Here is a 26,468-nt window from a genome sequence, read left to right as displayed (position 1 = left end):
GGGCAGAATACAGCATCGGCTAGCGGCCTCAATCCAAAGTGCGCCGGAATCGCGTGACAGCGATGCTCATGGCGACCAGCACCAGCACGCACAGAGCGATGGCGTCGTACTGCAGGTTCTCCAGCGACGCGCCTTTCAGCATGATGGCGCGGACGATGCGGATGTAGTGGGTCAGCGGGAGCGCCTCGCCGATCCATTGCGCCCAGACCGGCATGCCCGCGAATGGAAACATGAACCCTGACAGGAGGATGTTCGGCAGGAAGAACATCATCGACATCTGCATCGCCTGAAGCTGGTTCTGCGCGATGGTCGAGAACGTGTAGCCGATCGACAGATTGGCCGCGATGAAGAGTGTCGAGAGCAGCGCCAGCATCCCCAAGCTGCCGAGGATCGGCACCTGGAACAGGAAGTAGCCGATGCCGATGATGATGGTGGCCTGGAGAAAACCAACCAGCACATATGGAATGATCTTGCCGAGCATCACCTCCACCGGAGTGATCGGCATCGCCAGCAGGTTTTCCATGGTGCCGCGTTCGATTTCGCGCGTCACCGACAGCGCGGTAAAAATCAGCATCGTCATGGTCAGGATCGTCCCGACCAGACCCGGTACGATATTCAGCCGCGACTCCGCTGCCGGATTGTAGCGCGCGTGGGCGCGGATCTCGAACGGCATCGAAGGCGGATCGCCGGCGTAAAGATCATGCTTGAGGGCCGACTGCGCGATCTGTCCCAGCGCGCCGAGTGCAGAGCCGGACGCCACAGGGTCAGTGGCATCCGCAGCCACCAGCAGCGCGGGCTTGTCGCCGCGCCGGACGGCACGCTCGAAGCCACGCGGAATCTCAACCCCGAACAGGACCTTGCCGGACTCGAGCAGACTGTCGAATTCAGCGACGGTGTGAACCTCGCGCGTGAAGCGGAAATAGGCGGTGTTCTGCAGCGCCTTCAGGATCGAGCGTCCGAGGTCGCTGTCCTCCTGCAACAGCACGGCGGTCGGCAGGTTGCGCGGCGTGGTATTGATGGCATAGCCGAACAGCAGGAGTTGCATAATCGGCAGCATCACGATCATCGCGAACGAGACTCTGTCGCGGCGGAGCTGAAGGAATTCCTTCACCAGCATCGCATAGGTGCGCTGCCAGAAGCCGCGCGCGCCGCCGTTGCTTGTTTCGGTTGCGCTCATTGGAAGTTATCCTTCGAGCGGCTCATCAACTCAATGAAGACATCTTCGAGCGATGGTTCGGATTTGTGCCATGTCGTATCGCCGCCAGACCTGTATGGCGCGATTGCGTCCTCTAGCGCTGCCGCATCGCGTCCCGACACATGCAGACTGGTGCCGAACGGCGCGACCATATCGACCCCAGGCTTGCCGGTGAGATCGGCGGTCAGCTTGTTCAATCCCTCGCCGGTCACGGTGTAGGTTGTCAGCGCCGACTTCGCGATGACGTCTTCGACGGTGCCGTGCACCAGCAGGTTGCCGTAGGCGATATACGCGATCTCGTGGCATCGCTCGGCCTCATCCATGTAGTGCGTTGAGACCAGCACGGTGAGCCCTTCCGCCGCCAGCGCATGGATCTCGTTCCAGAATTCGCGCCGCGCCTTGGGATCGACACCGGCAGTCGGCTCGTCGAGCAGCAGCAACTGCGGACTTGGTAATGTGCAGGCGCCCAGCGCAAGCCGCTGCTTCCAGCCGCCGGACAGTTCGCCGGCGAGCTGTTCCTCTCGCCCCGACAACCCGATGCGCTTGATCATCTCGCGCGCCGCGCCGCGCGGGTCCGGCACGCCGTAAAGCCGCGCGACGAACTCCAGGTTCTCGCGCACCGACAGGTCCTGATAGAGGCTGAAGCGCTGCGTCATGTAGCCGACGCGCCGCTTGATCTTGTCGGCATCGCGCCGGATGTCGTAGCCGAGGCATGTCCCCTCGCCGCTGTCCGGCGTCAGCAGGCCGCAGAGCATGCGGATGGTCGTGGTTTTGCCCGAGCCGTTGGGACCGAGAAATCCGTAGATCGAGCCGCGCTTCACCTGCATCGACAGGTCGTGCACCACCTCACGGCCGTTGAACGACTTCGACAGGCCGTGGACCTCGATCGCGATATCGGATTGTGCGGTGTCGGTGCTCACGGCGTCTTGCCGTCTGTGAAGATGCTGACCGGCTGACCGACGCGCAGGCTATCCGGTTTGTTCGGCCGCGCCTGGATCAGATAGACCAGCTTCGAGCGCTCATCGAGACTGTAGATCACGGGTGGCGTGTATTCCGCCATGGTCGCGATAAAGTAGATCTTCGCGGTCAGATCGCTGGCGCAACCGTCGCATGTCACGCGAACGTCCTCGCCGACCTTCAGCTTCGGCAAATCGGGCTCCGGCACGAAGAAGCGGACCTTCATGTTGCCGGGCGGCAGAATCGACACCACCGGCTTCTGCGCGGGAACGGTTTCGCCCTCACGGAAATAGATCTGCTGGATCGTGCCCGCGATAGGCGCGTTCATGCGCCGGCGTGCAAGCCGCGTTTGCGATGTATTCACCTGTGCCTCGGCGACGCGCAGCCCGGCCAGCGCGGAATCGAAATTGGCCTGTGTGCCGGAGCCGGTCTTGCTCAGAGACGCTGCGCGATCGTAGGCCTGCTGCGCGTTGGCGAGCGTGGCATTGCTCTGGTTCAGGGCGGCCTGCTGAAGATCGTCATCGACGGCATAGAGCGGCATGCCGACTTCGACATGATCGCCCTCACGGACATTGAGTTTGACCACACGCCCCTGCTCGTCCGGGCTGACGAAGATCATGTCGGCCTCGACCCATCCCTGATAGCCGGGATTTTTGGAATCCCAGCAACCGGCCAGACTTATCGAGGCCAGCAACAGCACGAGGCCCCGTGCAATGCTTCGCGACGCAATCATGTCGCTTTCCCTTCATTGAAAATCAGATCGAGATGAACCCGCAGCATCGCGGCAACATCAAGCGGTGCCTGCTTGCCGAAAAGACCCTGCCAGATCACCGCAACAACCAGCGGCCCGACCAGAAGTTGCGGAAATTCCGCAAGCCCCGGGTTACGGATTTCACCGCGTGCGACGCCGTATTCGATCAGCTTGCGCATTCCGGCGATGCCGTGTGCGACCACTTCGCGGTAGTAGAATTCCGCGAGCTGCGGGAAGCGCGTGCCTTCGGAAATAATCATCCGCACGATATCGGCGCGTTTTGTGCCGATGACCTCGCGGGCAAACGTCTCGGCCAATGATTCGATCGCCGCGCGCGCCGATCCTGCGCCGATCTGCGGATTCGAAATCCGTGTGATCAATGGTCCGAGCGCCGTGCGCACCAGTTCCTGAAACAGCGCTTCCTTGTCCTTGAAGTGCAGATAGATCGTGCCTTTGGCGACACCCGCGCGCCTGGCCACATCGTCGAGGCGCGTTGCGGCAAAGCCCTTCGCGGTAAATTCATCGAGACCCGCCGCGATGATCGCAGCCCGCCGCTCGGTCGCGCCGACCGCGCGCTTTGACGGGCGCGCTGGTGCTGTGCGATGTGCGGACGCGCGCGTTCGCGCACCGCGCGCGGGTTCATCTTTGGCGGTATGGGTGTCGATCAGACGACGTTTTGCCATTCCTTGAATATGACTGACTGGTCAGTCATATTCAAGAGGAAAGAAAAACACTTGAAGAAATCTCATAAAATATTGAATTATTTAATGATTATCCAGAGTCGATGGTCGCCGCGGGGCAACGGCAACGCCATGTGGAGCCGCAAACTAGCCTTTTGCGTCGCAAGCCCAGGCGCGGATAACACATTCCTTGCCGCCGAACGCGTAGCACTTCTTCATCGCGTCATTGAGCGCGGTCGAGATGCGCGGAGCAACAGCGTAGCCGTGAGCCCCGCAAGGCTTGGTCATATCGAGCGACAGCGCGGCGCAGGCGCGCTTCATGTTCACGGCGGAGCAATCGCCCTTGCACTGCTTGAGGGCCGCGGCCCGCGCAGCCTGCTCGGCCGGATAATCGAACGCCTGGCCATAGGCGCCGCACTTGCCAATCGCCAGCGCGCCGGCCGCGGAAGCCGGTGTTGTGACGAGATGGGCGGCAAAAGTTGAAACCAAAGCAAAAACAAAAAGTGCGCGGCAACGCGCCGCCATGAAAGCCGTCAACGTCCCCTCCCCCGAGGTCATTCCGGAAAGGACATTAGGCGGGAGGGCGTTTCAACTTGGTGAACAGGGTGGAAAGGAAAGAGGTAAACGCTAGCCGCGCCGCGCGTCCGCCAGCATTTCCGGCGTATCGATATCGAGAAAGGCGCTTTTGCCCTCGACCTCGACTTCCGCCACCGCCTCGGCATGCTGGGCGATCAGATGCCGCGCGCCGATGTCGCCGTCGAGCGTCATCAATTCCGGGAAGAATCTCCGCGACCACAGCACCGGATTACCGCGACGCCCGCCCGCCACCGGCACCACGATCAGCGAACCGCGATCCGGCGCGAAAGCATCCACCAGGCGGTCGATCAGTTTAGCGTCGATCAGCGGCATATCGCCGAGGCAGACCACAGCGCCATCAGCGGTGTCAGGCACCGCGCCGATGCCGGCTTTCACCGACGTCGCAAGACCTTCGGCAAAATCTGGATTGCGGGTGAATTCGACTTTAAGTCCTTTCAGCGCCGCCTCGACCTCGAGGCTTTGATGGCCGGTGACGACAATGACAGACGATGCTTTCGAGGCCAGCGCCTGCTCGGCGACGATCCGCACCAGCTTCTTGCCGTTCAGTTCGGCCAGCAGCTTGTTCGGCCCGCCCATCCGGGTGGAGCGCCCGGCGGCGAGGATCACGGCAGCGACCTTGCGATTGCCGTCGGCCTCGATTGGCACGCGCGGCTGCGGCCGTGTCACGATTTCCATCAGGAGCCCGCCGACTCCCATGCCGGTGACATCCGCGCGGGTGACCGGAAGCCCCGCCAGCAACCGCATCAGGATCCAGTCGAAACCGTTTTCCTTCGGCGAGCGCGCGCAGCCCGGCGCACCGAGGACCGGAAAATTCCTGACGTTTCCGATCAGCATGAGATTGCCGGGATCGACCGGCATCCCGAAGTGCTCGACCGCACCGCCGATCCGTTCGATCGCCGCCGGAATCACATCGCGCCTGTCGGCAATGGCGGATGCGCCGAACACCAACACCAGTTCAGCACCGAGCCCGAGCAGTTCTTCGATCGCCGGCGCAAGCGCGCTTTCATCGTGCGGGACGCGGCGCTCACCGATGATGCGTGCGCCGGTCGGCGCGAGACGTTCCTCGGTGACGCGCAAGGTCTTCTCGATCACCTTCGGGGCCAGTCCCGGCAGGATCGTCGAGACGACCCCGACACGCTTGATCGTGAACGGCGCGACCCGCATCTGTCCAGCTTGGGCGGCGACCACCGCAGCGTCGCGCAGCTTCGCCTCGACGCCGAACGGAATGATCTTGACGGTGGCGATCATTTCACCTGCCACCACCGGCTTAAATGCCGAAAGCGTGGCGAAGGTGATGGCTTCGTCCACCCGGTTGATGCGGTCGACGGCCTCGCGGTCCACCACCAGCACGCCGGCTTCCGTCGCGAACAGATTGGCGCGGCCGGTAAAGGCGCGCTCGACATTGACGCCCTCGCCCGCCACCGCCGCAGCGATACCGGCGGCCGCCTCGTCCTCGGACACATCGTCCTTGTCGAGGCGCGCGACGACGATTTCCTTGACGCCCGCCTGCTTCAGCGCCGTGACCTCAGCCGCACCGATGACGGTGCCCTTCTTGAGGACAAGCGGCCCCTGACGGATGGCGTGAACGGTGACGCCGCCGATGCTGTCTTCCGGCGCAACAGGACCGAATTTCATGCCGCTGACTTCGTCTTGAGCGGCGTGTCGGCAGGAAGCCGCAGCCGCGCCGTGATCTCGGCCATGATCGCAACCGCGATCTCCGAGGGCGACACCGCGCCGATATTGAGACCGATGGGTGCGTGAATGCGCGCCAGCGCGGCGTCGCTCGCACCCTGGGCCTTCAGCCGCTCGAGACGTTTGCCATGCGTTTTCCGCGAGCCCAGCGCGCCGATGTAGAAACAGTCGCGTTCAAGCGCATGCAACAGCGCCGGATCGTCGATCTTGGGATCGTGGGTCAGCGCGACGAACGCCGTGTAGCGGTCGATGTTGAGCGGCGGCAGCGCCACATCGGGCCAATCCGCAAACAGCGGCACATCAGGGAACCGTTCGGGCGAGGCAAAGGCCGTGCGCGGGTCGACCACGAACACATCATAGTCCAGCGACTGCGCCAGCGGCGCCAGCGCCTGACTGATGTGGACCGCGCCGATAATGACCAGGCGCGCGGTCGGGGCATAGACATTGAGAAACAGCTTCCTGCCGTCGCTCTCGATCATGCCGCTCTTGCCCATGCGCAGATGCTTGTCGAGTTCGGCGTGCAGCGGATCGGCTGCGATGTCCGCGGCCTTGATGAGGCGCTGATCGCCGCTGACGACATCGGTCACAACGATCACGGCCCGGCGCGCCGCGCGCTCGGCGTTCAGCTCAGCCAGCGTATTCTGTTTCAAGAGTTGCCCACCTTCTCGACGAAAACCCGGATCGTGCCGCCGCACGACAGCCCGACATTCCACGCGGTCTCATCCGCGACGCCGAACTCCAGCATCTTCGGCTTGCCGCTGGCGATCACATCGAGCGCTTCGGTGACCACCGCGCCTTCGACACAGCCGCCGGAGACGGAGCCGAGAAACGTCCCGTCGTCATTGATGACGAGGCTCGATCCAGCCGGGCGCGGCGCGGAGCCCCAGGTCTCGACCACGGTGGCGAGCGCCACGCCGTGTCCGGACTTCATCCAGGTCTCAGCGGCTTTCAGAATGTCGTCATCGCGGTTGAGCATGGTTCGATTCCTCAGGCTGCGGAGCGGGTTTCGATCCGCCGGGGCGGCTGGTCCGCGGTCAGTGCGCCGATCAGCCCTTCCATGGACTTCAAGTTATGCACGGGACGGAATTCATCAACATGCGGAAGCATCATTTTGATGCCCTGCGCCTTGGCTTCAAAGCCCTCAAAACGCAGAAGAGGGTTGAGCCAGATCAGGCGGCGGCACGACCGATGCAGCCGGTCCATCTCGAATTCCAGCCGGGAATCGGCCTCTCGCTCGAGCCCGTCTGAAATCAGGAGTACGATGGCACCCTGCCCGAGCACCCGGCGGCCCCAGAGGTTGTTGAAGTTGTGCAGCGAGGTCGCGATCCGCGTCCCGCCGGCCCAATCCTCGACGCTGCTCGAGCACGCCGCCAGCGCCTCGTCAGGATCGCGCGCGCGCAGCGCACGCGTCACGTTGGTCAGCCGCGTGCCGAACAGAAACACCGAAACGCGTTTGCGCGCGTCGGTAATCGCATGCAGGAATTGCAGGAACAGACGGGTATAGTCGGTCATCGAGCCGGAAATATCGAGCAGCGCCACAATGGGTGCGGGCTTATCGATGCGCCCGAGCCGCTGGAATTTCACAATCTCGCCGCCGGTGCGCAGACTGCCACGCAGCGTCCGCCGCAGATCGAGCCGCTGGCCCCGCGCGTCCGGCTTGAAGCGGCGGGTGCGCAGTTCAGCCTGCGGAAGCTTCATCTTCGCGATGGCGCGGGTCACTTCCGCGATCTCGGCGGCACTCATCTGCGCGAAATCCTTGCGCTGAAGCACTTCGCGATCGGACACCGAAAGCTGGACGTCCTTCTCTTCGATCTCCGGTCCTTCGATGTTGCGGCTCTGCGCAAAGGCTTCCTGAACACGGCGCGAGGCGGGCGGCGGCGGCTTCTGCGCTTCGGGCGGCAGCGGCACCGAGTCGAGCATGCTTTCGATGCCTTCGGCACGGCGGAAGAACAGGTCGAACGCCTGCGCGAAAATCAGCGCGTGCTCATGGCGCTTGACGAAAATCGATTCCAGCGTGGTGAACAGATCGGCGCGGTTGCCGATATCGATCAGCCGCATCGCCTTCAGCGCATCGATCACGGCACCCGGCCCGATCGGCAACCCGGCGACGCGCAGCGCACGCGCGAAGCCGATAACATTGTCCGCAATCAATCCGGTCGTTGGGGTCTCGATGTCATCTGGCATGACGATTCCCGAAAGCGCATTCAGGCCGCAGGATCGCTGACGGCTTCCTTGATGACCTTGTCGAGTGCCGGGCCCTGCATGCGCGCAATATCATCCTGATACTTCAGCAGCGCACCGAGCGTATCGCCGACCACCTGCGGCGTCAGCGAGCGGGCATCGAGTTCGGTGAGCGCCGTCGCCCAGTCGATGGTCTCGGCGACGCCGGGCACCTTGAACAGATCCTGCTCGCGCAGCGCCTGCACGAATCCGACCACCTGCTCCGACAGCTTCGCGCCGATATTCGGCACCCGCGACTTGACGATGGCAAGCTCGCGTTCGGCAGAGGGGTAATCGACCCAGTGATAGAGACAGCGGCGCTTGAGCGCGTCATGGATCTCACGGGTGCGGTTTGACGTGACGATGACGATCGGCGGCTGCGGTGCTTTCACCGTGCCGAATTCCGGAATCGTGACCTGAAAGTCGCTGAGAATTTCCAGCAGATACGCCTCGAAGGCCTCGTCCGCGCGGTCAAGTTCGTCGATCAGCAACACCGGCGGCCCGGCGACATCCGGCTCCAGCGCCTGAAGCAGCGGCCGCTTGATGAGATACTTTTCCGCGAACACGTCGGCGGACAATTGCTCGCGGTCGGTTTCACCGCTGGCCTCGGCCAGACGAATGGCGATCATCTGCGCGGCGCTGTTCCACTCGTAGACTGCGGACGCGACGTCGAGGCCTTCATAGCATTGCAACCGGATCAGCCTGCGCCCGAGAGCAGCGCTGAGAACCTTTGCAATCTCGGTCTTGCCGACGCCGGCCTCGCCTTCGAGAAACAAAGGCCGGCCCATCTTGAGCGACAGGTAGACCACCGTCGCCAGCGAGCGCTCCGCGAGATAGCCACGGCTGGTGAGCAGATCGAGCGTTGCATCGACGGATGCGGGGATCTTGCTCATGCTCACACAGACTCCAAATTCAGCTCTTCGCGGTCGCGGCTTCCACAGCACGGCGCGCAAGCACGCCGATCAGATGCGCACGATATTCGGCGCTGCCGTGAATGTCGCTGTTGAGGCCATCGGCAGACACGGTGAGCCCCTCGAGCGACTTCGCCGAAAACCGCTTCTTCAGCGCTTCTTCGAACTCGGTGGCGCGGAACACCCCGTCACCGCCCGCACCGGTCACTGCAACACGGACATCCGACGGACGCCGCGCGACGAACACGCCGACCAGAGCGTAACGCGACGCCTGATTGCGGAATTTCTGATACGCGGCCTTTTTCGGCAGCGGAAACATGACGCGGGTGATGATCTCGTCCGGCTCCAGCGCGGTCGTGAACAGGCCCTGGAAGAATTCTTCCGGCTTCAGCCGGCGCTTGTTGGTGACGATGGTCGCACCCAGCGCCGTGACGGCAGCGGGATAATCCGCCGTCGGATCGTTGTTGGCGAGCGAGCCGCCGATGGTGCCCTTGTGGCGAACGGCGGGATCGCCGATCAGACCGGCAAGTTCCGCAAGCGCCGGGATCGCTTCGCCGACAACGGCGGAGTTCGCAACTTCCGCATGGGTCGCGGTCGCACCGATCACCAGATTGCGGCCCTTCATCTCGATGCTGTTAAGCCCTTCGATGTGGCTGAGATCGACCAGATGCGGCGGGCTGGCGAGCCGCTGCTTCATCACCGGCACCAGGGTGTGACCACCGGCGATCAGCTTGGCGTCTTCGTTCTTGACGAGAAGATTGGCGGCCTGCCGCACAGTCCCCGGACGATGATATTTGAAATCGTACATGAGCGGTCCTTCGGGAACGGCGTCGGTTACGCGAGATCGGATTTGGCCATCGCCTTGGCGCCGGCTGCGATCGACAAGACGATGTTCTGGTAACCGGTGCAACGGCACAGATTGCCTTCAAGCTCTTCGCGGATGACTTCATCGCTCAGGTCGTGGCCCTTGCGATGCACGAGATCGACCGCAGTCATGATCATTCCCGGCGTACAGAAGCCGCACTGCAATCCGTGATGCTCGCGGAAGGCTTCCTGCATCGGGTGCAGCGGAGCGCCGTCGGCAGCAAGACCCTCGATGGTCTTGACCTCGTGCCCGTCGGCCATCACCGCCAGCGTGGTGCACGACTTCACGGCCTTGCCATCGAGATGGACGACACAGGCGCCGCATTGCGAGGTGTCGCAGCCGACATGGGTGCCTGTCAGCCGCAGATGCTCCCGGAGAAACTGGACGAGCAGCGTGCGCGGTTCGACTTTCCCTGTCACGGGATTGCCGTTCACGATCAGTGAAATCTTGGCCATCAACACTCTCTTGTTTTCAGCTTGGCGCCCAGATTGTGGGACTCAAGTTCTGGGACTCACGCAGCACCGCATGGCGCGGCGCAAAACGCGTTTATAATGGTTCCAAATTCATAATATGGGCCATTGCGGCAATGAGCAACCTCATGGCGCGCCGCTTCCGAACAAGAAGGCTTGATTTGTACGAGGACCTGATATGCCGAAACGGCCTCAGCCCGTCTTCACCGCGTCCGCGAACTTCGCAAAAAATTCATCGGCCAGCTTCTTGGCCGCGCCGTTGATCAACCGCTGCCCGAGCTGCGCGAGCTTGCCGCCGATCTGGGCCTCCACATTATAGCTTAGCAGGGTGCCGCCATCCTTTTCGGCCAGCGCGACCGTCGCTCCCCCCTTGGCGAACCCCGCGACTCCGCCCTCGCCCTCGCCGGAAATCTTGTAGCTGCTCGGCGGGTCGAAATCGCTGAGCGTGACCTTGCCCTTGAAGCGCGCTGACACCGGCCCGACCTTCATCTTGGCAACGGCCTCGAACTGGTTCTCGCCAGCGACATTCAGTTCTTCGCAGCCCGGAATGCAGGCCTTCAGAACGGCCGGATCGTTGAGCTTGGCCCACACCACTTCGCGGGAAGCAGGAAGCTGCACCTCGCCCGTCATCGTCATCGCCATGTGCAAGCCTCCTCGTTCTTTAACCGCGCCTGCGGCTCTGCCGGTCTCAGTTAGGATACAGCGCCCGCAAAGGAAAGGGTATCGTGCGGGAAGGAGCGTTGCAAAACTTACGCAATGCGCCCGGGAAATGTTGCGGCGCTTCCGGCAATGGGGATCGCGCTATTGGCACACCTGCATGGCTTGGATAGGGTCCGCGCATCATGAGCTCCTCCCTGCCTCCCCTGCTCGCGCCCTTGCTGTCGAGCGCCGCCATGCGCACCGTGTGCGACGATGAAGTCTATTTGCAGCATATGCTGGACTTCGAGCACGCCCTTGCGCGGGCTGAAGCAGCGGTCGGCATCATTCCAGCGAGCGCCGTGGTCAGCATCGCGAAAGCCTGTCATGCCGAATCGTTCGACCGCGCAGCGCTTGCCGAGGCTGCGGTACAGGCCGGAAATCTGGCGATTCCGCTGGTGAAGATGCTGACCGCGAAGATCGCCACCTTGGACCCCTCTGCTGCGCGCTATGTGCATTGGGGTGCGACCAGCCAGGACGTGATCGATACCGCCACGATGCTGGGCCTGCGTGCTGCCCTCAACGCCCTGATCGCGGATCTCGACCGCGCAATTGCAGGATTTGCCCGCCTGGCGATCCGGCACCGCGAGACGGCGGTCGTCGCGCGCACCTGGTTGCAGCATGCCCTGCCGATGCCGTTCGGATTGAAGCTGGCGGAATACGCGGCTGCGCTGCATCGCTCGCGCGAGCGGCTGAAGCGGCTCCGCCGCGAAACCCTCGCCCTGCAATTCGGCGGTGCCGCCGGAACGCTCGCCGCCCTTGGCGACAACGGCCTCAAGGTCGCCGAACAGCTCGCCCAGGAATTATCGCTGCCGCTGCCGGACGCGCCATGGCACACCCATCGCGACCGAATCGCGGACGTGGCGTCGGCACTGGCCATTCTCACCGGCACCTGCGGCAAGATCGCCCGCGACGTCTCGCTGATGATGCAGACAGATGTCGCAGAAGCCTTCGAGCCTGCGGACGAAGGCCGCGGCGGCTCGTCGACCATGCCCCACAAGCGCAACCCGGTTGCCGCGGCAAGAGTACTGGCGGCCGCGACCATGGCGCCGAATCTTGCAGCGACGATCATGGCCGCGCAGGTTCAGGATCACGAGCGCAGCGCCGGCCCCTGGCATGCCGAATGGCCGACATTGCCGACGCTGCAACTGGTCACATCGGGAGCGCTCGAGGCGATTGCAGAGATCGCCGAGGGACTCGAGGTCGATCCCGAGCGGATGCGCGCCAATCTCGACATGACTCAAGGTCTTGTGATGGCCGAGGCCGTATCGATGGCGCTGGCGGAAAAGGTCGGCAAGAGCGAAGCGCATCACATCGTCGAGGCCGCAAGCCGCAGGGCGATCGAGACCAGACGGCATCTGCACGAGGTTCTTGCGGAAGATACCCGTGTCACGACCCACATAGACGCCGATACGCTCAAGGGCCTGTTTGATCCGATGGCCTATCAGGGCGTCGCGCAAACGCTGATCGACCGGCTGCTGGCATCGATGGCCAGCGAATAACAACAAGAACTCACGGAGACCCAATATGCCTATGATCGACGCCGACGGATGCCTGCTCAATGTCTCGGTGGAGGGGCGCGACGGCGGACCAACGATCATGCTGTCGAATTCGCTCGGCGCGACGATGCAGATGTGGGAGCCGCAAATGGCGGCGCTGACAAAGCTGTATCGCGTCATCCGTTACGACCGGCGCGGCCATGGCAAATCCGGCGTTCCAGCCGGGCCGTATTCGATGGAGCGTTTCGGCAAGGACGTGCTGGCGATTCTCGACGATCTCAATATTGAAAAGATCCACTGGTGCGGCCTGTCGATGGGCGGAATGGTCGGCCAGTGGCTCGGCGCCAACGCGCCGGAGCGGATCGAAAAACTGATTCTCGCCAATACGTCCTGCTACTATCCCGATCCGACCAACTGGCTGAACCGCATCAAGGCGGTCAACGAAGGTGGGATCGCCTCCATCGCGGATGCCGTTATTGCTGCCTGGCTGACGGCGGATTTCCGCGAACGCGAGCCGCAAATCACCGCACGGATGAAGGCCATGCTGGTCGCCACCCCGGTGCAAGGTTATGTCGCCTGCTGCGAGGCATTGAGCCGGCTTGACCAGCGCGACCTGCTGCCCCGCATCACCGCGCCGACGCTGGTGATCGCAGGACGCCACGACGTCTCGACGCCGGTCGAGGCCAGCGTGTACATCCGCAGTCACATCCCCAATGCAAGCATGACCCTGCTCGACGCGGCGCACATCTCCAATGTCGAGCAGTCGCACAACTTCACCGAGGCCGTGGTCGGCTTCCTGACCCAGCGCTGAGAGAAACCATGGACGACGATCAACGCCGCGATCAGGGCACGGCAAAACGGCGCAAGGTGCTCGGCAACGCCTGGGTCGATAAATCGGTGACCGGCAAGAACGCATTCAATGCCGACTTCATCGATCTCATCACGCGCTACGCATGGGGTGATATCTGGACGCGTCCGCATTTCGACGAACGCACCCGCCGCGTGCTGGTGATCGGGACCATGGTGGCGCTCGGACAATGGGACGAGTTTCGCCTCCATGTCCGCGCAGCCTTAAGCGAAGGCGGATTCACTCCGGACGACATCAAGGAAATCCTGCTGCAGCAGGCGATCTATTGCGGCGTCCCCGCTGCCAATCATGCGGTCAAGGAAGCCGCCGCCGTGGTTCAGGAATTAGGGCTGCTCGAGAAGTAGCTGTGATGCGGCTCCGCTGCGGCTGCCTTCTCGGTCGCCGGCGCAGTTGCCTGATCGGTATCGACGATCAGCAAAATCGCAGCGCCGATCAGCAGCAACGATTCACTGGCATGAAGCCGCAGCGCCGCGAGTTCGCCGACTTTTGACGCCGCGATCAGGCTTGCCATGCTGATGAAGGAGCCAACCCCGAGCGCGAAAGCCAGCGCCTCGTCGGCTCCGCCCTTGTTGCGGATCGCCGCGCGGATCACCAGCAGCAGAAACACGAAGAAGAACGCGGCTACGATCACTTTGGAGAGGGCGAGCAGCCACGCGATGCGGATGGTTCCCATCGCCGACAGGGTCACAAAGTCGCTGACATACATCGCCGCGGCGATATTGGTGCGGTCATAAAACCCGCGGATCGGCGAGACCCAGATTTTCATCGCCGAAATCACCCATGACGGGATGAAATAGCACGCCAGAAGCACGCCATTGAACGTGCTGATCCGCCAATCCTTCGGCATGCCGCCTCACCCTGATCTGAAGGGCACGGCGCCTTGAAACTGGCGCTTCGATCATGCCCGGCCAAAGCAGCGCCCTGCTGGACACCGCAATGATGATCGGCGGAGCTAACGCCCCTCAAAGGCGAGCGGCAATTTAAACCCTTTCTTAACCTTAACGGCGCACCCGCCCCTGTGGACAACGACCACGACCAGGCCGCCAATGAAAATCCCGCCTTTCGGCGGGATTTCCTCAGACTGTCCGAACGGAACAATCAAGGCATGAAGATCATGCCCGAAAATTCAGTGTCCGCCCTTCTGCTGACCCGGCTGGCCGGGCTTCTGGCTTGGATCCTGCTGCTGCTGGCCCGGCTTATGGCCGCCACCCTGCTGCTGACCCGGCTTCTGGCTGGGATTCTGGCTCTGCTGGCCCGGGTTCTGGTTCGGATTGTTCTGGTTACCCATGTTGACTCTCCTTCGTTGAACATAGCCCCAACGGCCGGCATCTCCATTGGTTTCAGAGGAACCCGAGTTCCGGCGTGACCATTTCGCGGCAACGCAAACATCGTGGACGACGACCCCACGCCGCACCCGGTACGGTTGCCGCACCCAGTTCCCGCTGTTAGAAAATGAGACGACGCGACGATCCGGCTGCCGGGGCCTTCGACGTGTCGCTCGCTTCGCTCGAACACGGCAGCCCATGGATTATTTCGCCCAGCAACTCATCAACGGACTGGTGCTCGGCTCGATCTACGGCCTGATCGCGATCGGCTACACGATGGTGTACGGCATCGTCGGCATGATCAATTTCGCCCATGGCGATATTTTCATGATCGGCGGATTCATCGCCCTCATCACGTTCCTCATCCTGGTCTCGATCGGCCTCACGGCCATTCCCGTCATCCTGCTGCTGGTGCTGCTGGTGGCGATGGCAATCACCGCCCTCTACGGCTGGACCGTGGAGCGGATCGCCTATCGCCCGCTGCGGCAATCGTTCCGTCTCGCGCCGATGCTGTCCGCCATCGGCATGTCGTTCGTCCTGACCAACTACGCGCAGGTGTCGCAGGGCGCGCGCGTCAAGCCGGTGCCTCCTGTCATCACCGGCGGCTACACGCTGTTCGAAAACGACGGCTTCGTGGTGCGGCTGTCCAACATCCAGATCATCGTCGTCATCACCACCGTCATCCTGCTGGCGATCTTCTCCTGGCTGGTGGCGCGGACGCGGCTCGGGCGCGACATGCGCGCCTGCGAGCAGGACCAGACCATGGCGGCGCTGCTCGGCGTCGATGTCGATCGCACCATCTCGATGACGTTCGTGATCGGCGCGGCGCTGGCCGCGGTCGCTGGCATGATGTACCTGCTCTATTACGGCGTGGTCGATTTCTTCATGGGCTTCGTCGCCGGCATCAAGGCGTTCACCGCGGCGGTGCTCGGCGGCATCGGCTCCCTGCCCGGCGCGATGCTCGGCGGCCTCCTCATCGGCCTGATCGAGACGTTCTGGTCCGCGTACTTCTCGTCCGAATACAAGGACGTCGCGGCGTTCTCGATCCTGATCGTCGTCCTGATCTTTCTTCCGACCGGCCTGCTCGGCCGTCCGGAAGTCGAAAAAGTCTGAGAGGCAGCGTGGCGCGTCCGACCGATCCCGCCGCCCGCGCGCCCAAAGCCGCCGCCGCTGCTCCGCACGGCGTCGCTTTCATTCTCAAGAAATCCCTCATCAGCGCCCTTGTGGCGCTGGTTCTGTTTTCGCTGATGATCGGCGTCCGCACCGAAGCCGGACCGGAAGGACAGTTGATCTACTGGACGCGGTTCGGCGATCTTGCCGCGCTCGTGGCCGCAGTGTTTTTCGGCAGCATCATCGTCGAATTGCTGCGGCAGTGGATCGGGCCGTCAAAAAGCATCTCGCTCGTTCCAGAGTCAGCCAAGGGCGCGGTTGATACCCTTGGCCGTTTCTTCGCTCCGGCGCTGCTCGTCTTCGCCCTGCTGGTGCCGGTGATCTTTTACGATCAGCGCTACATCCTCGACCTCGGCATCCTCGTGCTGACATACATCATGCTCGGATGGGGTCTGAACATCGTCGTGGGTCTCGCCGGCCTGCTGGATCTCGGCTACGTCGCGTTCTATGCGGTCGGTGCGTATTCCTACGCACTGCTGGCGACGACCTTCGGCCTGTCGTTCTGGGCCTGCCTGCCGCTGGCGGGCATTCTCGCCGCCTTCTGGGGCGTGCTGCTGGGCTTCCCGGTGCTGCGGCTGCGCGGCGATTATCTCGCCATTGTCACGCTGGCATTCGGTGAAATCATCCGCCTTATCCTGCTTAACTGGCAGCATGTCACCGGCGGCCCGAACGGAATCACCGGCATTCCGCGCCCCTCGTTCTTCGGCATTCCGCTGACCAACACCGACGACGGACTCGCAGCCCTGCTCGGCATCGAGTTCTCCACCACACACCGCGTGGTGTTTTTGTTCTATTTGATCCTCGCGCTCGCGCTGCTGACCAACTGGGTCACCATCCGTCTGCGCCGCCTGCCGATCGGCCGCGCATGGGAAGCACTGCGCGAAGACGAAGTCGCGTGCCGCTCGCTCGGCATCAACACCACCACCACGAAACTCACGGCCTTCGCGACCGGTGCGATGTTCGGTGGATTCGCCGGCGCGTTCTTCGCCACACGCCAGGGCTTCATCAGCCCCGAGTCCTTCACGTTCCACGAATCCGCGCTGGTGCTCGCGATCGTCGTGCTCGGCGGCATGGGCTCCCAGCTCGGCGTCGCGCTCGCCGCACTCACAATGATCGGCGGCTTTGAGCTGTTCAGGGGGCTGGAACAGTTCCGCATGCTGGTGTTCGGCTCGGCCATGGTGCTGCTGATGATCTGGCGCCCACGTGGCCTGATCGGCCACCGCGCACCGTCGGTGTTTCTGGAAAAGCCGACCCAGATCTCATCGTCCATGGTCAAGGAAGGCCACGGCTGATGGCGGGCGACGACACCATTCTTCACGTCGATCACCTGTCGATGCGCTTCGGCGGCATCGTCGCGGTCAACGATCTGTCGTTCACCGCGAAGCGCGGCGACATCACCGCACTGATCGGCCCGAACGGCGCCGGCAAGACCACCGTGTTCAACTGCATCACCGGTTTCTACAAGCCAACCACTGGCATGATGCGTCTCGTTCACGAAGATCGCCGCGAGTTCCTGCTGGAGCGGCTGTTCGACTATCGCATCTCCAAGGTCGCGAAGGTCGCGCGCACATTCCAGAACATCCGGCTGTTCGCGGGCATGACCGCACTGGAAAATCTGATGGTGGCGCAGCACAACGCGTTGATGCTGGCGTCGGGCTACACCTTTCTCGGCCTTGTCGGTGCGCCAAGCTTTCGCCGCGCGGAAAGTGACGCCATTGAGCGAGCGCGTTACTGGCTCGATCGCATCGGCCTCACCTCCCGCGCCGATGATGCCGCAGGAAACCTGCCCTATGGCGACCAGCGGCGGCTCGAGATCGCGCGCGCCATGTGCTCCGAGCCTGCACTTCTCTGCCTCGACGAGCCAGCGGCTGGGCTGAACGCGCGCGAGAGTGACGAGCTGAGCGAACTGCTCCGCGCGATCCGCAAGGATCACGGCACATCGATCCTGCTGATCGAACACGACATGTCGGTGGTGATGGAAATCTCCGACTGCATCTTCGTGCTCGACCACGGCGTCAAGATCGCCGCCGGAACGCCGCGTGAAATCCGCGACGATCCCAAGGTGATCGCCGCTTATCTCGGCGCGGACGAAAAGACCGCCATCGAAGTCATGGATGGCGGAACATGAGTGCGCTCCTTTCGATTCGCGGCCTCGTCGCGGCCTACGGCAATATCGAAGCGCTGAAGGGCGTCGACCTCGACATCAATGCCGGCGAGATCGTGGCCCTGATCGGCGCCAACGGCGCCGGCAAGTCCACGCTGATGATGTCGGTGTTCGGACGGCCACGCGCCCGCGCCGGCACGATCGAGTTCGACGGCCGGGACATCACCAACGAGCCGACTCACCATGTCGCCCGGCTGCGGATTGCGCAGTCCCCAGAAGGACGGCGCATCTTTCCGCGCATGACGGTGGCGGAGAACCTGCGCATGGGCGCGGACGCCGCCGTGGAAAGCACCGAGGCCGAGCGCAGCGTCGACCTCGAACGCGTCTTCACGCTGTTTCCCCGCCTCAAGGAGCGCATCGCGCAGCGAGGCGGCACGCTGTCGGGCGGCGAGCAGCAGATGCTGGCGATCGGACGCGCGCTGATGAGCCGTCCAAGGCTTCTGATGCTTGATGAACCGTCGCTTGGCCTCGCTCCGCTGATTGCGCGGCAGATCTTCGACGCTGTCCGCACGCTCAACCGGCAGGATGGTCTGACCGTTCTGATCGTCGAGCAAAACGCCAACCATGCACTGAAACTGGCGAACCGCGGCTACGTGATGGTCAACGGCCTCATCACGCTCAGCGGAACCGGCGAGGAACTGCTGACGCGGCCGGAGATTAGGGCAGCTTACCTTGAAGGCGGGCGACGCTGATGCAGCAGTTTTACGCCAACGAATCCGTTTTTCAGGTGCTGTTCATCACCTTGGTGCTTGGCGGCGGATGCGCGTTGCTCGCGGGCCGCGCGATTGCGCTGACGTGGCGAAGCATCTGGATTGCGGCCGTTGCCATGATTCCGATGGGACTGGCAGTGCGATTCGTGCATTTCGCGCTGTTCAACGAAACACTGTGGCAACCGCAAACCTATTTGCTGGAAACCATCATCCTTATGGCAATTTCGTGCCTCGCGTTCCAGCGAACCCGCGCCTGGCAGATGGTGAAGCAGTATTACTGGCTCTACGAGCCAAGCGGCCCCCTCGGCTGGCGGCTGCGGCAAGATGCGCCATCCAACTCCTGAGCCGTCACCAAAATTGCCGATGACTTGGCGGTAAAATCAGCCGACAATACACAGGATTTGTTCGCCCGGCGGGCCGTCCGGCCACGCCCTTCGAGACCTTCATGAGGACTGTCCTATGAAATCGATCCACATCCTTGGCCTCGCACTCGGCGCGTCGATTGCCATGTCGACTGCTGCGTTTGCGCAAGACATTTCGGTCGCCGTCGCCGGTCCGATGACCGGCAGCGAGTCCGCATTCGGCCGCCAGATGAAGAACGGCGCGGACCTCGCCGTCGCCGATCTCAACGCCGCGGGCGGCGTGAACGGCAAGAAGCTGGCATTGCAGGTCGGTGACGACGCATGTGATCCCAAGCAGGCGCGGTCGGTGGCCGAAAAGCTCGCAAGCTCGAAAGTCCAGTTCGTTGCCGGTCATTTCTGTTCGTCGTCGTCGATCCCGGCGTCGGAAGCCTACGCGGAAGGCAACGTGTTGCAGATAACCCCGGCTTCGACCAATCCGGTGTTCACCGAGCGCAAGCTGTGGAACGTGCTCCGCGTCTGCGGCCGTGACGACCAGCAGGGCCTTGTCGCCGCGCAGTACATCCTCAAGGCGTTCGCCGGCAAGAACGTCGCCATCCTTAACGACAAGACCACCTACGGAAAGGGTCTTGCGGACGAGACCAAGAAGGCGCTGAACGCCGCCGGCTTCAAGGAGAAGCTGTTCGAGTCCTACAACAAGGGCGACAAGGACTTTAACTCCATCGTTTCGCGCCTGAAGCGCGACAACATCGATCTGGTCTATGTCGGCGGCTATCATCAGGAAGCCGGCCTGATCCTGCGTCAGATGCGCGATCAGGGCCTGAAGACGGTCCTGATGGCCGGTGATGCGATGAACGATAAGGAATTCGCCTCGATCACCGGTGCGGCTGCGGAAGGCACGCTGTTCACCTTCGGCCCCGATCCGCGCAACAAGCCGACCGCGAAGGCCATCGTCGAGAAGTTCAAGGCGAAGGGCATCGATCCCGAAGGCTACACGCTCTACACCTACGCTTCGTTCCAGGTCTGGTCGCAGGCCGTGAACAAGATCAAGAGCACCGATCCGAAGAAGGTCATCGAGGCCATCAAGGGCGGCGAATGGGACACCGTGCTCGGCAAGCTGTCGTTCGATGCCAAGGGCGACATCAAGCTGCTGGACTACGTGGTCTACAAGTGGGATGCCAAGGGCAACTACGCCGAGTTGAACAAGGGATCGTAAGCGTCCCTTTGCACGAACAGCACATCATAATGGCCGGGCTCGCCCGGCCATTATATTTAGCCGCCGTTACCCGAAGTTCTGCAACGCCGGGAAGGTCTCCAGCAGCCAGATGCTGATATCCGTGACTGCGCCGGTAAGAAATCCGATTCCCACCAGGATCATCAGGACGCCCATGACGCGTTCGACGGTGGCGAGATGTTTTTTCATCCGCGCGAGCACTGCTGAAAACTGCTCCACCATAAATGCCGCGATCAGGAACGGAATGCCGAGACCGGCGGAATAGACCGCGAGCAGCCCCGCTCCCTTCGTGACCGTTGTCTCCGACGCCGCCACCGACAGGATTGCCGCGAGGATCGGCCCGATGCACGGCGTCCATCCGAACGCAAACGCCAAGCCCATGACGTAAGCGCCCCACAACCCGACCGGCTTGGGAATCGGCAGGCGTCCCTCGCGCATCAGGAAGCCGATGCGTGTCAGGCCAAGGAAATGCAGCCCCATCAGAATGATGGCGATGCCGGCAACAATCGACAGTTGCGCGGACCAGGCCCGGATCAGGCCGCCAATCAGGCTGGCGCTGGCGCCCAGCGCCACGAAAACGGTGGAGAAGCCAAGCACGAACACCAGCGCAGACAACATCACTGCGCGTTTGGATGCGCGTGGTTCCTCGTCGTTAGCGACATGCTCGATGGTCGCGCCCGTCAGGTAAATCAGATACGGGGGCACCAGCGGCAACACGCAGGGCGACAGAAAGCTGATGATGCCGGCGGCGAGCGCGGCGGGGATGGAAACGTCCTGGATCATGCCGCTTATTGCACTGTCGCCCATATGCTATGCAAGCGCCAGCCCTGCCCGTTCCGCCTGTTGTGAACGGACTGTGATCGGAGTTCGCCGCCTTGAAGAACCTGTTGACCGACATTCCCGGTATCCGCGTCGGCCATGCCCACGACGAAAGCGTTGCGTCCGGCGTGACCGCGGTGATCTTCGACAAGGCCGCTGTGGCCTCTGTCGATGTCCGCGGGGGCGGACCGGGAATCCGGGACGGCGCGTTGCTTGAGCCGGTCAATACGGTCGAGCGCGTCGATGCAATCACGCTTTCAGGCGGCTCCGCCTTCGGGCTGGAGGCCGGCGGCGGCGTGCAGGCCTGGCTGGCCGAGCAAGGACGGGGCTTTGCAGTCGGCGACGCTCTGATCCCGATCGTTCCGGGAGCCGTTCAGTTCGACATGCTGAACGGCGGCAACAAGAAATGGGGCCGCTTCCCGCCCTATCGTGATCTGGGATACACGGCGGCAGCCGCTGCGACCGATGGCGCGTTCGCGCTCGGCAGCGTCGGTGCAGGATTCGGCGCGACCACCGCCAATTTCAAGGGCGGGCTTGGTTCCGCCTCGGCCGTGATGGCAAATGGCGTGCGTGTGGCGGCCATCGCGTCGGTCAATGCGGTCGGCAGCGTCACCGTCGGCGATGGGCCCTGGTTCTGGGCGGCTCCGTTCGAAGAGAACAAGGAATTCGGCGGGCGCGGTCTGCCGTCTTCCTTCACACCCGACATGCTTGCGATGCGGCTGAAGGGCGGCCCTGCCGCGTCATCGATTGAAAACACGACCCTTGCTATTGTCGTCACTGACGCCATCCTGACCAAGCCGCAGGTGAAGCGCCTCGCCATCATTGCACAGACCGGATTCGCCCGCGCGATCTATCCGGTGCACGCGCCACTCGACGGCGACGTCGTGTTCGCGGCGGCGACCTGCGAGAACGCAATCGATCCGCTGTATGGGCTAACCGAGCTAGGCGCCGTTGCCGCGAACGTCGTCGCGCGTGCGATCGCACGCGGCGTCTACGAAGCCAACGCGTTGCCCTTCGCCGGCGCGTTGCCGTCGTGGAAAATGCGGTTCGCAAAATAGTGACTGATTTTGCCGTGCGGCTGCTTACGTATTTGTCCGTAAGTACTCTCGCATCATAATGTCGCAAAATGCAGAAAACCCCTGCTGTTTAAGGTTATCTTTGCCTTTCGATTGCAGCCGGCATTCTCCGCAATACGGTCCGCTGCGTGCACAACGTCGTGCACGCAACAGTGGAGAAAAACGTCATGAAGAAAATGCTGTGCTTGGCCGTTGTCGCGACGGCGTTCATCAGCGCTCCCGCCCTCGCCGGTGGTGGCGGTGGTGGCAAAGGTCTGAACGTCGGAGCGAACGTGCTTACCGGCAAGGGCGGTGTGCTCGGCCTGCTTGATGGCCGGGGCGCTCTCGTCGTCAACGCGGCGGTCACCACCGGCAAGGGCGGCGTCCTCGGCGCTGTACTCGGCAAGGGCGGCGCCCTTGGCGGTCTGCTCGGAGGCGGCTGCGGCTGCGGGCACTGACGTGTAGGCCACTGCAAGACCGCGAATGAGTTCCCCACATCCCAAGTCTCATTCGCGCGGCAGCCTGGTCGGCATTCCCCCTGCTCGATCAGGCTGCCACCTAGCTCTTCGTCACCGCCGGTTTATCTTTCGGCTCCTCTTTCTTCTCGTCCTTTGCGAAAGGTGAAAACTTCTTCGTCAGCGATGAACTGATGACGATCGCGCTGGCTTTCTCACCGGACATGAGTGTCCCTTGCGCACGCGTAAGATCGAGCCCGAGCGCATAACCATTTCCAAGATCGTGCGACGCTCCAATGCCGTAACTTAGCGTCTGCGCGCTAAATCGCGAATCCAGATAATCCGTCGTGGCATACCCGACCGCCACTGTCAGCGTCAGCTTCGGCTCGACCAGCCAACTCGCTCTCGCCGTAAAAGCCGCATCGATGGTGATCGGCGAGATCGGAAATGTGGTCTCGCTGGCGCGGCGATAGGCGGCAAGATCGACCGTAAACGGCGCAATGCGCCAGGACAGGCTCGCATCGAACAGGGTTGTGTTGACGTTGGTGAAGTCGACGTCATGAAAGGTGCCGTACAACTGCGAAATCGAGCCGAACACCGTGATGTCCTTGTCCTGATATTTGGCGAACAGGAACGGCTGCACACGTTCGTTGTCGCGGCGATAGCCGAAGTCATCCAGTTCTTTCTGATAGCGTCGCACCGACAGGTTGACCGATGCACCGATCTCGAACCTGTCGCGAACATACGCAATGCCGGGTATCAGCGTCCCGCGCAGATAGACCTGCGGGTTCGGCAGGAAATCCTGAAAGATCGCGTTAGTCTGGTTCAGACTCGAGCGGGCCCCCTCGACCGTCGTGAAAATCTTGATTGATCCGAATTTCACCTCGCCCTTGATCGATTGGACGAGATCGGACGAACGCAGATTGTAGGTGTTGGTGTCGGCGATGGTCGTGGTGGCCGCAATATTGGCATCGTCACCGCCATAGGTGCCGCGGAGGATGACCTTTCCGCTCAGCGCGGGGACCGCGAGCGGATTGGCGTACTGCGTGGTGCTTGCTTCCGCCGCGACTCCGTAGCTGTAACCCTTCTCTTTGGTGCCGGCGGCAAGCGCGGTGTCCGTGCCGATGAAGGCGCTCCCGCCAATTCCGGTTCCGTTCGAGAATTGCGGGTTAGTGTCGTAGCCCCCGCGCAGCCGCAGCGAAAAAATGAAATCGTCTTCGGCATGAACGCTGCTCGCGCCGGCGGCGATAATGCCGGCACACGCCGCTATCCTCAGCACAATCTGCACTTCGCACCTCGCAAAATTTGCGTAGCGCGATTAGCGATCCGGCGTGGTTAGCGACTGATGAAAATGAAAGACTTGTGCGTAGTGCTACCGATGCAGGCGGTATCAGCTACATCAACAATCAGACCTTGACGGAGACCGACTGCTTCGCGGCAGCGGCAAGCGCATCTGTCTGACGCTGCATCATTTTATCAACGAGATTGTACTGCGACGAAGCACTGGTCGACGTGCCGGCAGCCGCAGGCTGGCTAATCGTGATCTTCGATCCGTCGCCATATGTCAGCGTGGTGGTGATCGAACCATCGCTATTCGTTGTCGAGGTGCTCGAAGCGCCTTGCAGCGCCTGCATCAGCGCATCAGCGCCGCCACCGGCGCGATGTGCATGGGGGTGGCCGCCCTTGGGCTTCAACGCCGACGCCATCTCGTCGAGACTAACGGAGCCGTCACTGTCGGCATCCATCTTGTCAAAAACATTGTCGGCCGCCGCGATATTGGTGCCGCCTGCGCCGAGCTTGTCTTCGAACTCAGCCTTGGTGATCTTGCCATCGCCGTTGATGTCGATCTGCGCGAACAGGTCCTTCAGCGCATCCGACGGGTTGGCTTTTCCGTTCGCATCCTGCGCCGACAGCAATGCGTTGAATGTCGATGGCGACAGCGCTCCGGCCTGCGTCGGTGTGCTTGAGGTGATTGTCGCTGTGTTGGTCGCGCTGGCGCTCGTGCCCACATCGAACAGTGAGTTCGTCTGCTTGACGCCGGTCTTGGCCGCATTCGACTTGTCCGGCGTCAGCGACGACAGCAGATCCAGCGCACCAACGGCTGCGGCCCCGACTGCTCCTGCGGCAAAGAACATCACAATACTCCCCAAGGCCGCTGATACGCGGCCGAGATGATCCCGGCAGATATCCAGCAATTGCCGTGCCGCTCGAAAAGCCCAGCAAATGCAGGGTTTTTCTCCCTCGATCGGCACGTCCCGCAGGGCAATTTCTGCCCGCGGCGGCAGGATTTGCCGGTTCAGCGCGTGGTTCCTGTGCACGCCAGCCGCCTCTCGTTGCCCGCGCACGGGCGGCGTGTTAGGCGAAGCCATCGCCCCCTGCGCAAGGGGAACCATCGGAAACCGCCATGTCCCAGCCCTTCGCATCTCGTCCGCTGATTATCGCGCCGTCGATCCTGGCGTCGGATTTCGCGAAACTTGGTGAGGAAGTCCGCTCCGTCGATCAGGCCGGCGCCGACTGGATTCACCTGGACGTAATGGACGGCCATTTCGTGCCGAACATTTCCTACGGCCCCGACGTCATCAAGGCGATGCGTCCCTATTCGAAGAAAATCTTCGATACGCATCTCATGATTGCGCCGTGCGATCCGTATCTCGAAGCCTTCGCCAAGGCCGGCTCGGACGTCATCACCGTGCACGCCGAGGCGGGCCCGCATCTGCATCGCTCGCTGCAGGCAATCCGCGCCCTCGGCAAGAAGGCCGGTGTGTCACTCAATCCGGCAACGCCTGCGAGCGCCATCGAGTACGTCATCGACATGATCGATCTGGTGCTGGTGATGTCGGTCAACCCGGGCTTCGGCGGACAGTCGTTCATCCCCGCCGTGCTGGAGAAGATCTCGCAGGTCCGCGCCATGTGCGCCGGGCGTCCGATCGATATCGAAGTCGATGGCGGTGTCACCGCAGACAATGCGGCCAAGGTCGCCGCAGCCGGAGCCAATGCTCTGGTCGCCGGATCTGCTGTGTTCAAGGGCGGTACACTGGACAGCTACAAAGCGAACATTGCAGCGATCCGCGGTGCGGCGGCGTCCGCGCGCGGCGAGGCAATCTAAGCGTTCGTCAATTCAGACTTGTTCGACGAATGCGATGTTTTGCGAAGCAGATTGTAAACGGCACGCACCTCAGGGACAGCATCGATTTTTGTTGCGACGAAAGACACGCCGTCGCCCTGATTTACACTTTTTGTCTCGCCAAACTGAATACTCCCGCTTCCGTCAGATTTTTCAATCATCGTAAGAACGGGAATTTTAAGATATTCAATCGATTGCGTCGCTCGACTGAATATCCCAGAACTGACAATTACACGCTGGTTGGTCACAGCGTATTCCGTGTACCGCCTGCAAAGTGCGGTCCAGAAAAAATGGCCGACAAATAGATAAAATCCAACGAGCGCAAATGGCAATCCAAGCAGAGGAAAAAGGCTAGCTTTGGCATTGGATGCGTCATTCCAAGCACCGTAAATCCAGAACAGCGAGAAGCCGAAAAAAAGCAATCCAAAGCCAGATTTCTGTAAGTCGCCGGCTTCCAATCTCAGTCCCCCGAGTGCCTTTTTATTCCAAAGCACCCGCTCGCCGGTGGCAATTTCCTGTCGGATGGTGTCGCTGGTCATGTAAGCTCCTTAAAAATCGGAAATAGGACGGCATACCGCCGCTGATGATGTCAATGCAGGGTGGCCTCACAGGATACGATCTGCTAAAGCGCGGCGTAATCCCCAACCCTATG

31 protein-coding genes are annotated in these 26,468 nt (G+C 62.2%); 12 read left to right on the top strand and 19 right to left on the bottom strand.

The annotated features are described in order from the left end of the window. Positions 1-28: 28 nt before the first annotated feature. From ACP7AL_RS09510 to ACP7AL_RS09450, 13 genes are all read right to left on the bottom strand, one after another. Positions 29-1,177, bottom strand: coding sequence for an ABC transporter permease (locus ACP7AL_RS09510; RefSeq protein WP_425990922.1), 1,149 nt, complete (start codon positions 1,175-1,177; stop codon positions 29-31). After that, entirely contained in the window at positions 1,174-2,115 is a 942-nt protein-coding gene (locus tag ACP7AL_RS09505; RefSeq protein ID WP_425990920.1) for an ATP-binding cassette domain-containing protein, read from the bottom strand. Before ACP7AL_RS09505 ends, ACP7AL_RS09510 begins: the two co-directional genes overlap by 4 nt. Further along, entirely contained in the window at positions 2,112-2,885 is a 774-nt protein-coding gene (locus tag ACP7AL_RS09500; protein ID WP_425990918.1) for an HlyD family secretion protein, read from the bottom strand. Before ACP7AL_RS09500 ends, ACP7AL_RS09505 begins: the two co-directional genes overlap by 4 nt. Continuing rightward, a complete protein-coding gene (locus tag ACP7AL_RS09495; protein ID WP_425990916.1) occupies positions 2,882-3,586 on the bottom strand; it encodes a TetR/AcrR family transcriptional regulator in 705 nt (234 codons plus the stop codon). Before ACP7AL_RS09495 ends, ACP7AL_RS09500 begins: the two co-directional genes overlap by 4 nt. A 144-nt stretch (positions 3,587-3,730) precedes the next feature. Further along, positions 3,731-4,141, bottom strand: a complete 411-nt coding sequence (locus tag ACP7AL_RS09490; protein WP_425990914.1) for a DUF4189 domain-containing protein — start codon at positions 4,139-4,141, stop codon at positions 3,731-3,733. 69 nt (positions 4,142-4,210) lie between these two features. Further along, a complete protein-coding gene (locus ACP7AL_RS09485) occupies positions 4,211-5,815 on the bottom strand; it encodes an NTP transferase domain-containing protein (RefSeq protein ID WP_425990912.1) in 1,605 nt (534 codons plus the stop codon). Next, positions 5,812-6,522, bottom strand: coding sequence for an XdhC family protein (locus tag ACP7AL_RS09480; protein WP_006021299.1), 711 nt, complete (start codon positions 6,520-6,522; stop codon positions 5,812-5,814). The genes ACP7AL_RS09485 and ACP7AL_RS09480 overlap by 4 nt, the downstream gene beginning before the upstream one ends. Beyond that, entirely contained in the window at positions 6,519-6,848 is a 330-nt protein-coding gene (locus ACP7AL_RS09475) for an XdhC family protein (RefSeq protein ID WP_006021300.1), read from the bottom strand. The genes ACP7AL_RS09480 and ACP7AL_RS09475 overlap by 4 nt, the downstream gene beginning before the upstream one ends. Before the next feature lie 11 nt (positions 6,849-6,859). Next, positions 6,860-8,056: a vWA domain-containing protein gene (locus tag ACP7AL_RS09470; RefSeq protein ID WP_024919013.1), complete on the bottom strand. Its 1,197-nt coding sequence runs from the start codon at positions 8,054-8,056 to the stop codon at positions 6,860-6,862. Positions 8,057-8,076: 20 nt separating this feature from the next. Continuing rightward, positions 8,077-8,985: an AAA family ATPase gene (locus tag ACP7AL_RS09465; RefSeq protein ID WP_425990909.1), complete on the bottom strand. Its 909-nt coding sequence runs from the start codon at positions 8,983-8,985 to the stop codon at positions 8,077-8,079. Between the two features lie 19 nt (positions 8,986-9,004). Beyond that, positions 9,005-9,811, bottom strand: a complete 807-nt coding sequence (locus ACP7AL_RS09460; RefSeq protein ID WP_006021303.1) for an FAD binding domain-containing protein — start codon at positions 9,809-9,811, stop codon at positions 9,005-9,007. Positions 9,812-9,837: 26 nt separating this feature from the next. Further along, positions 9,838-10,323, bottom strand: coding sequence for a (2Fe-2S)-binding protein (locus tag ACP7AL_RS09455; protein WP_006021304.1), 486 nt, complete (start codon positions 10,321-10,323; stop codon positions 9,838-9,840). A 207-nt stretch (positions 10,324-10,530) separates the two neighbouring features. Next, positions 10,531-10,980 (bottom strand): SRPBCC family protein, encoded by a 450-nt coding sequence (locus tag ACP7AL_RS09450; RefSeq protein ID WP_006021305.1) that lies wholly within the window; start codon positions 10,978-10,980, stop codon positions 10,531-10,533. 200 nt (positions 10,981-11,180) lie between these two features. Between ACP7AL_RS09450 and ACP7AL_RS09445 the strand changes: the two genes are divergently transcribed. The 3 genes from ACP7AL_RS09445 to ACP7AL_RS09435 are packed head-to-tail and all read left to right on the top strand — an operon-like array spanning position 11,181 to position 13,745. Continuing rightward, positions 11,181-12,536 carry a 3-carboxy-cis,cis-muconate cycloisomerase gene (locus ACP7AL_RS09445; RefSeq protein WP_425990906.1) on the top strand — a complete coding sequence of 452 codons (1,356 nt, stop codon included), beginning with the start codon at positions 11,181-11,183 and terminating at the stop codon, positions 12,534-12,536. 25 nt (positions 12,537-12,561) lie between these two features. Further along, positions 12,562-13,344 (top strand): 3-oxoadipate enol-lactonase, encoded by a 783-nt coding sequence (gene pcaD, locus ACP7AL_RS09440; RefSeq protein ID WP_425990904.1) that lies wholly within the window; start codon positions 12,562-12,564, stop codon positions 13,342-13,344. An 8-nt stretch (positions 13,345-13,352) separates the two neighbouring features. After that, positions 13,353-13,745 carry a carboxymuconolactone decarboxylase family protein gene (locus ACP7AL_RS09435; protein WP_024574872.1) on the top strand — a complete coding sequence of 131 codons (393 nt, stop codon included), beginning with the start codon at positions 13,353-13,355 and terminating at the stop codon, positions 13,743-13,745. Here the strand turns inward: ACP7AL_RS09435 and ACP7AL_RS09430 are convergent. Both ACP7AL_RS09430 and ACP7AL_RS09425 read right to left on the bottom strand, forming a co-directional pair. Then, positions 13,718-14,248 carry a hypothetical protein gene (locus tag ACP7AL_RS09430; RefSeq protein WP_425990902.1) on the bottom strand — a complete coding sequence of 177 codons (531 nt, stop codon included), beginning with the start codon at positions 14,246-14,248 and terminating at the stop codon, positions 13,718-13,720. The genes ACP7AL_RS09435 and ACP7AL_RS09430 overlap by 28 nt on opposite strands. A gap of 279 nt (positions 14,249-14,527) precedes the next feature. After that, positions 14,528-14,689, bottom strand: coding sequence for a hypothetical protein (locus ACP7AL_RS09425; RefSeq protein ID WP_006021311.1), 162 nt, complete (start codon positions 14,687-14,689; stop codon positions 14,528-14,530). A gap of 235 nt (positions 14,690-14,924) precedes the next feature. On the opposite strand from ACP7AL_RS09425, the gene ACP7AL_RS09420 reads away from it, so the two are divergent. The 6 genes from ACP7AL_RS09420 to ACP7AL_RS09395 all read left to right on the top strand — a co-directional run bounded on the left by ACP7AL_RS09420 (position 14,925) and on the right by ACP7AL_RS09395 (position 20,345). Beyond that, a complete protein-coding gene (locus tag ACP7AL_RS09420; RefSeq protein WP_006021312.1) occupies positions 14,925-15,839 on the top strand; it encodes an ABC transporter permease subunit in 915 nt (304 codons plus the stop codon). Positions 15,840-15,847: 8 nt separating this feature from the next. Then, complete coding sequence (livM, locus tag ACP7AL_RS09415) at positions 15,848-17,188, top strand: high-affinity branched-chain amino acid ABC transporter permease LivM (RefSeq protein ID WP_425990899.1); 1,341 nt, start codon at positions 15,848-15,850, stop codon at positions 17,186-17,188. Then, the gene (locus ACP7AL_RS09410) at positions 17,188-18,024 is read left to right on the top strand and encodes an ABC transporter ATP-binding protein (protein WP_425990897.1); all 837 of its coding nucleotides are present in this window, start codon (positions 17,188-17,190) and stop codon (positions 18,022-18,024) included. Before livM ends, ACP7AL_RS09410 begins: the two co-directional genes overlap by 1 nt. Continuing rightward, entirely contained in the window at positions 18,021-18,752 is a 732-nt protein-coding gene (locus tag ACP7AL_RS09405; RefSeq protein ID WP_425990895.1) for an ABC transporter ATP-binding protein, read from the top strand. Before ACP7AL_RS09410 ends, ACP7AL_RS09405 begins: the two co-directional genes overlap by 4 nt. Further along, positions 18,752-19,114 carry a DUF6867 family protein gene (locus ACP7AL_RS09400; RefSeq protein WP_024919007.1) on the top strand — a complete coding sequence of 121 codons (363 nt, stop codon included), beginning with the start codon at positions 18,752-18,754 and terminating at the stop codon, positions 19,112-19,114. Before ACP7AL_RS09405 ends, ACP7AL_RS09400 begins: the two co-directional genes overlap by 1 nt. A gap of 115 nt (positions 19,115-19,229) precedes the next feature. Then, positions 19,230-20,345, top strand: a complete 1,116-nt coding sequence (locus ACP7AL_RS09395) for a branched-chain amino acid ABC transporter substrate-binding protein (protein ID WP_024919006.1) — start codon at positions 19,230-19,232, stop codon at positions 20,343-20,345. A gap of 66 nt (positions 20,346-20,411) precedes the next feature. Here the strand turns inward: ACP7AL_RS09395 and ACP7AL_RS09390 are convergent, their stop codons facing one another. Beyond that, complete coding sequence (locus tag ACP7AL_RS09390) at positions 20,412-21,146, bottom strand: cytochrome c biogenesis CcdA family protein (RefSeq protein ID WP_425990892.1); 735 nt, start codon at positions 21,144-21,146, stop codon at positions 20,412-20,414. Positions 21,147-21,238: 92 nt separating this feature from the next. Between ACP7AL_RS09390 and ACP7AL_RS09385 the strand changes: the two genes are divergently transcribed. Continuing rightward, on the top strand, positions 21,239-22,240 hold the full coding sequence (locus tag ACP7AL_RS09385; protein ID WP_425990890.1) for a P1 family peptidase: 1,002 nt from the start codon (positions 21,239-21,241) through the stop codon (positions 22,238-22,240). Positions 22,241-22,425: 185 nt separating this feature from the next. Beyond that, a complete protein-coding gene (locus ACP7AL_RS09380) occupies positions 22,426-22,695 on the top strand; it encodes a hypothetical protein (protein ID WP_024574861.1) in 270 nt (89 codons plus the stop codon). Between the two features lie 100 nt (positions 22,696-22,795). Here ACP7AL_RS09380 and ACP7AL_RS09375 read toward each other — a convergent pair whose 3' ends face one another. After that, complete coding sequence (locus ACP7AL_RS09375) at positions 22,796-23,980, bottom strand: outer membrane beta-barrel protein (protein ID WP_425990888.1); 1,185 nt, start codon at positions 23,978-23,980, stop codon at positions 22,796-22,798. A gap of 118 nt (positions 23,981-24,098) precedes the next feature. Further along, positions 24,099-24,827, bottom strand: coding sequence for an EF-hand domain-containing protein (locus ACP7AL_RS09370; protein ID WP_425990886.1), 729 nt, complete (start codon positions 24,825-24,827; stop codon positions 24,099-24,101). 269 nt (positions 24,828-25,096) lie between these two features. Between ACP7AL_RS09370 and rpe the strand changes: the two genes are divergently transcribed. Beyond that, positions 25,097-25,798 (top strand): ribulose-phosphate 3-epimerase, encoded by a 702-nt coding sequence (gene rpe, locus ACP7AL_RS09365; RefSeq protein ID WP_425990884.1) that lies wholly within the window; start codon positions 25,097-25,099, stop codon positions 25,796-25,798. On the opposite strand, the gene ACP7AL_RS09360 is transcribed toward rpe, so the two are convergent. Next, positions 25,795-26,355, bottom strand: coding sequence for a PH domain-containing protein (locus ACP7AL_RS09360; protein WP_425990882.1), 561 nt, complete (start codon positions 26,353-26,355; stop codon positions 25,795-25,797). The genes rpe and ACP7AL_RS09360 overlap by 4 nt on opposite strands. Positions 26,356-26,468 lie beyond the last annotated feature (113 nt).

The sequence above is a fragment of the Afipia sp. DC4300-2b1 genome (assembly GCF_049895725.1).
GTDB classification, from domain to species: domain Bacteria; phylum Pseudomonadota; class Alphaproteobacteria; order Rhizobiales; family Xanthobacteraceae; genus Afipia; species Afipia broomeae.
The sequence above is the reverse complement of the archived record's forward strand: the minus strand, read 5'-3'. Positions and strand labels throughout refer to the sequence as shown.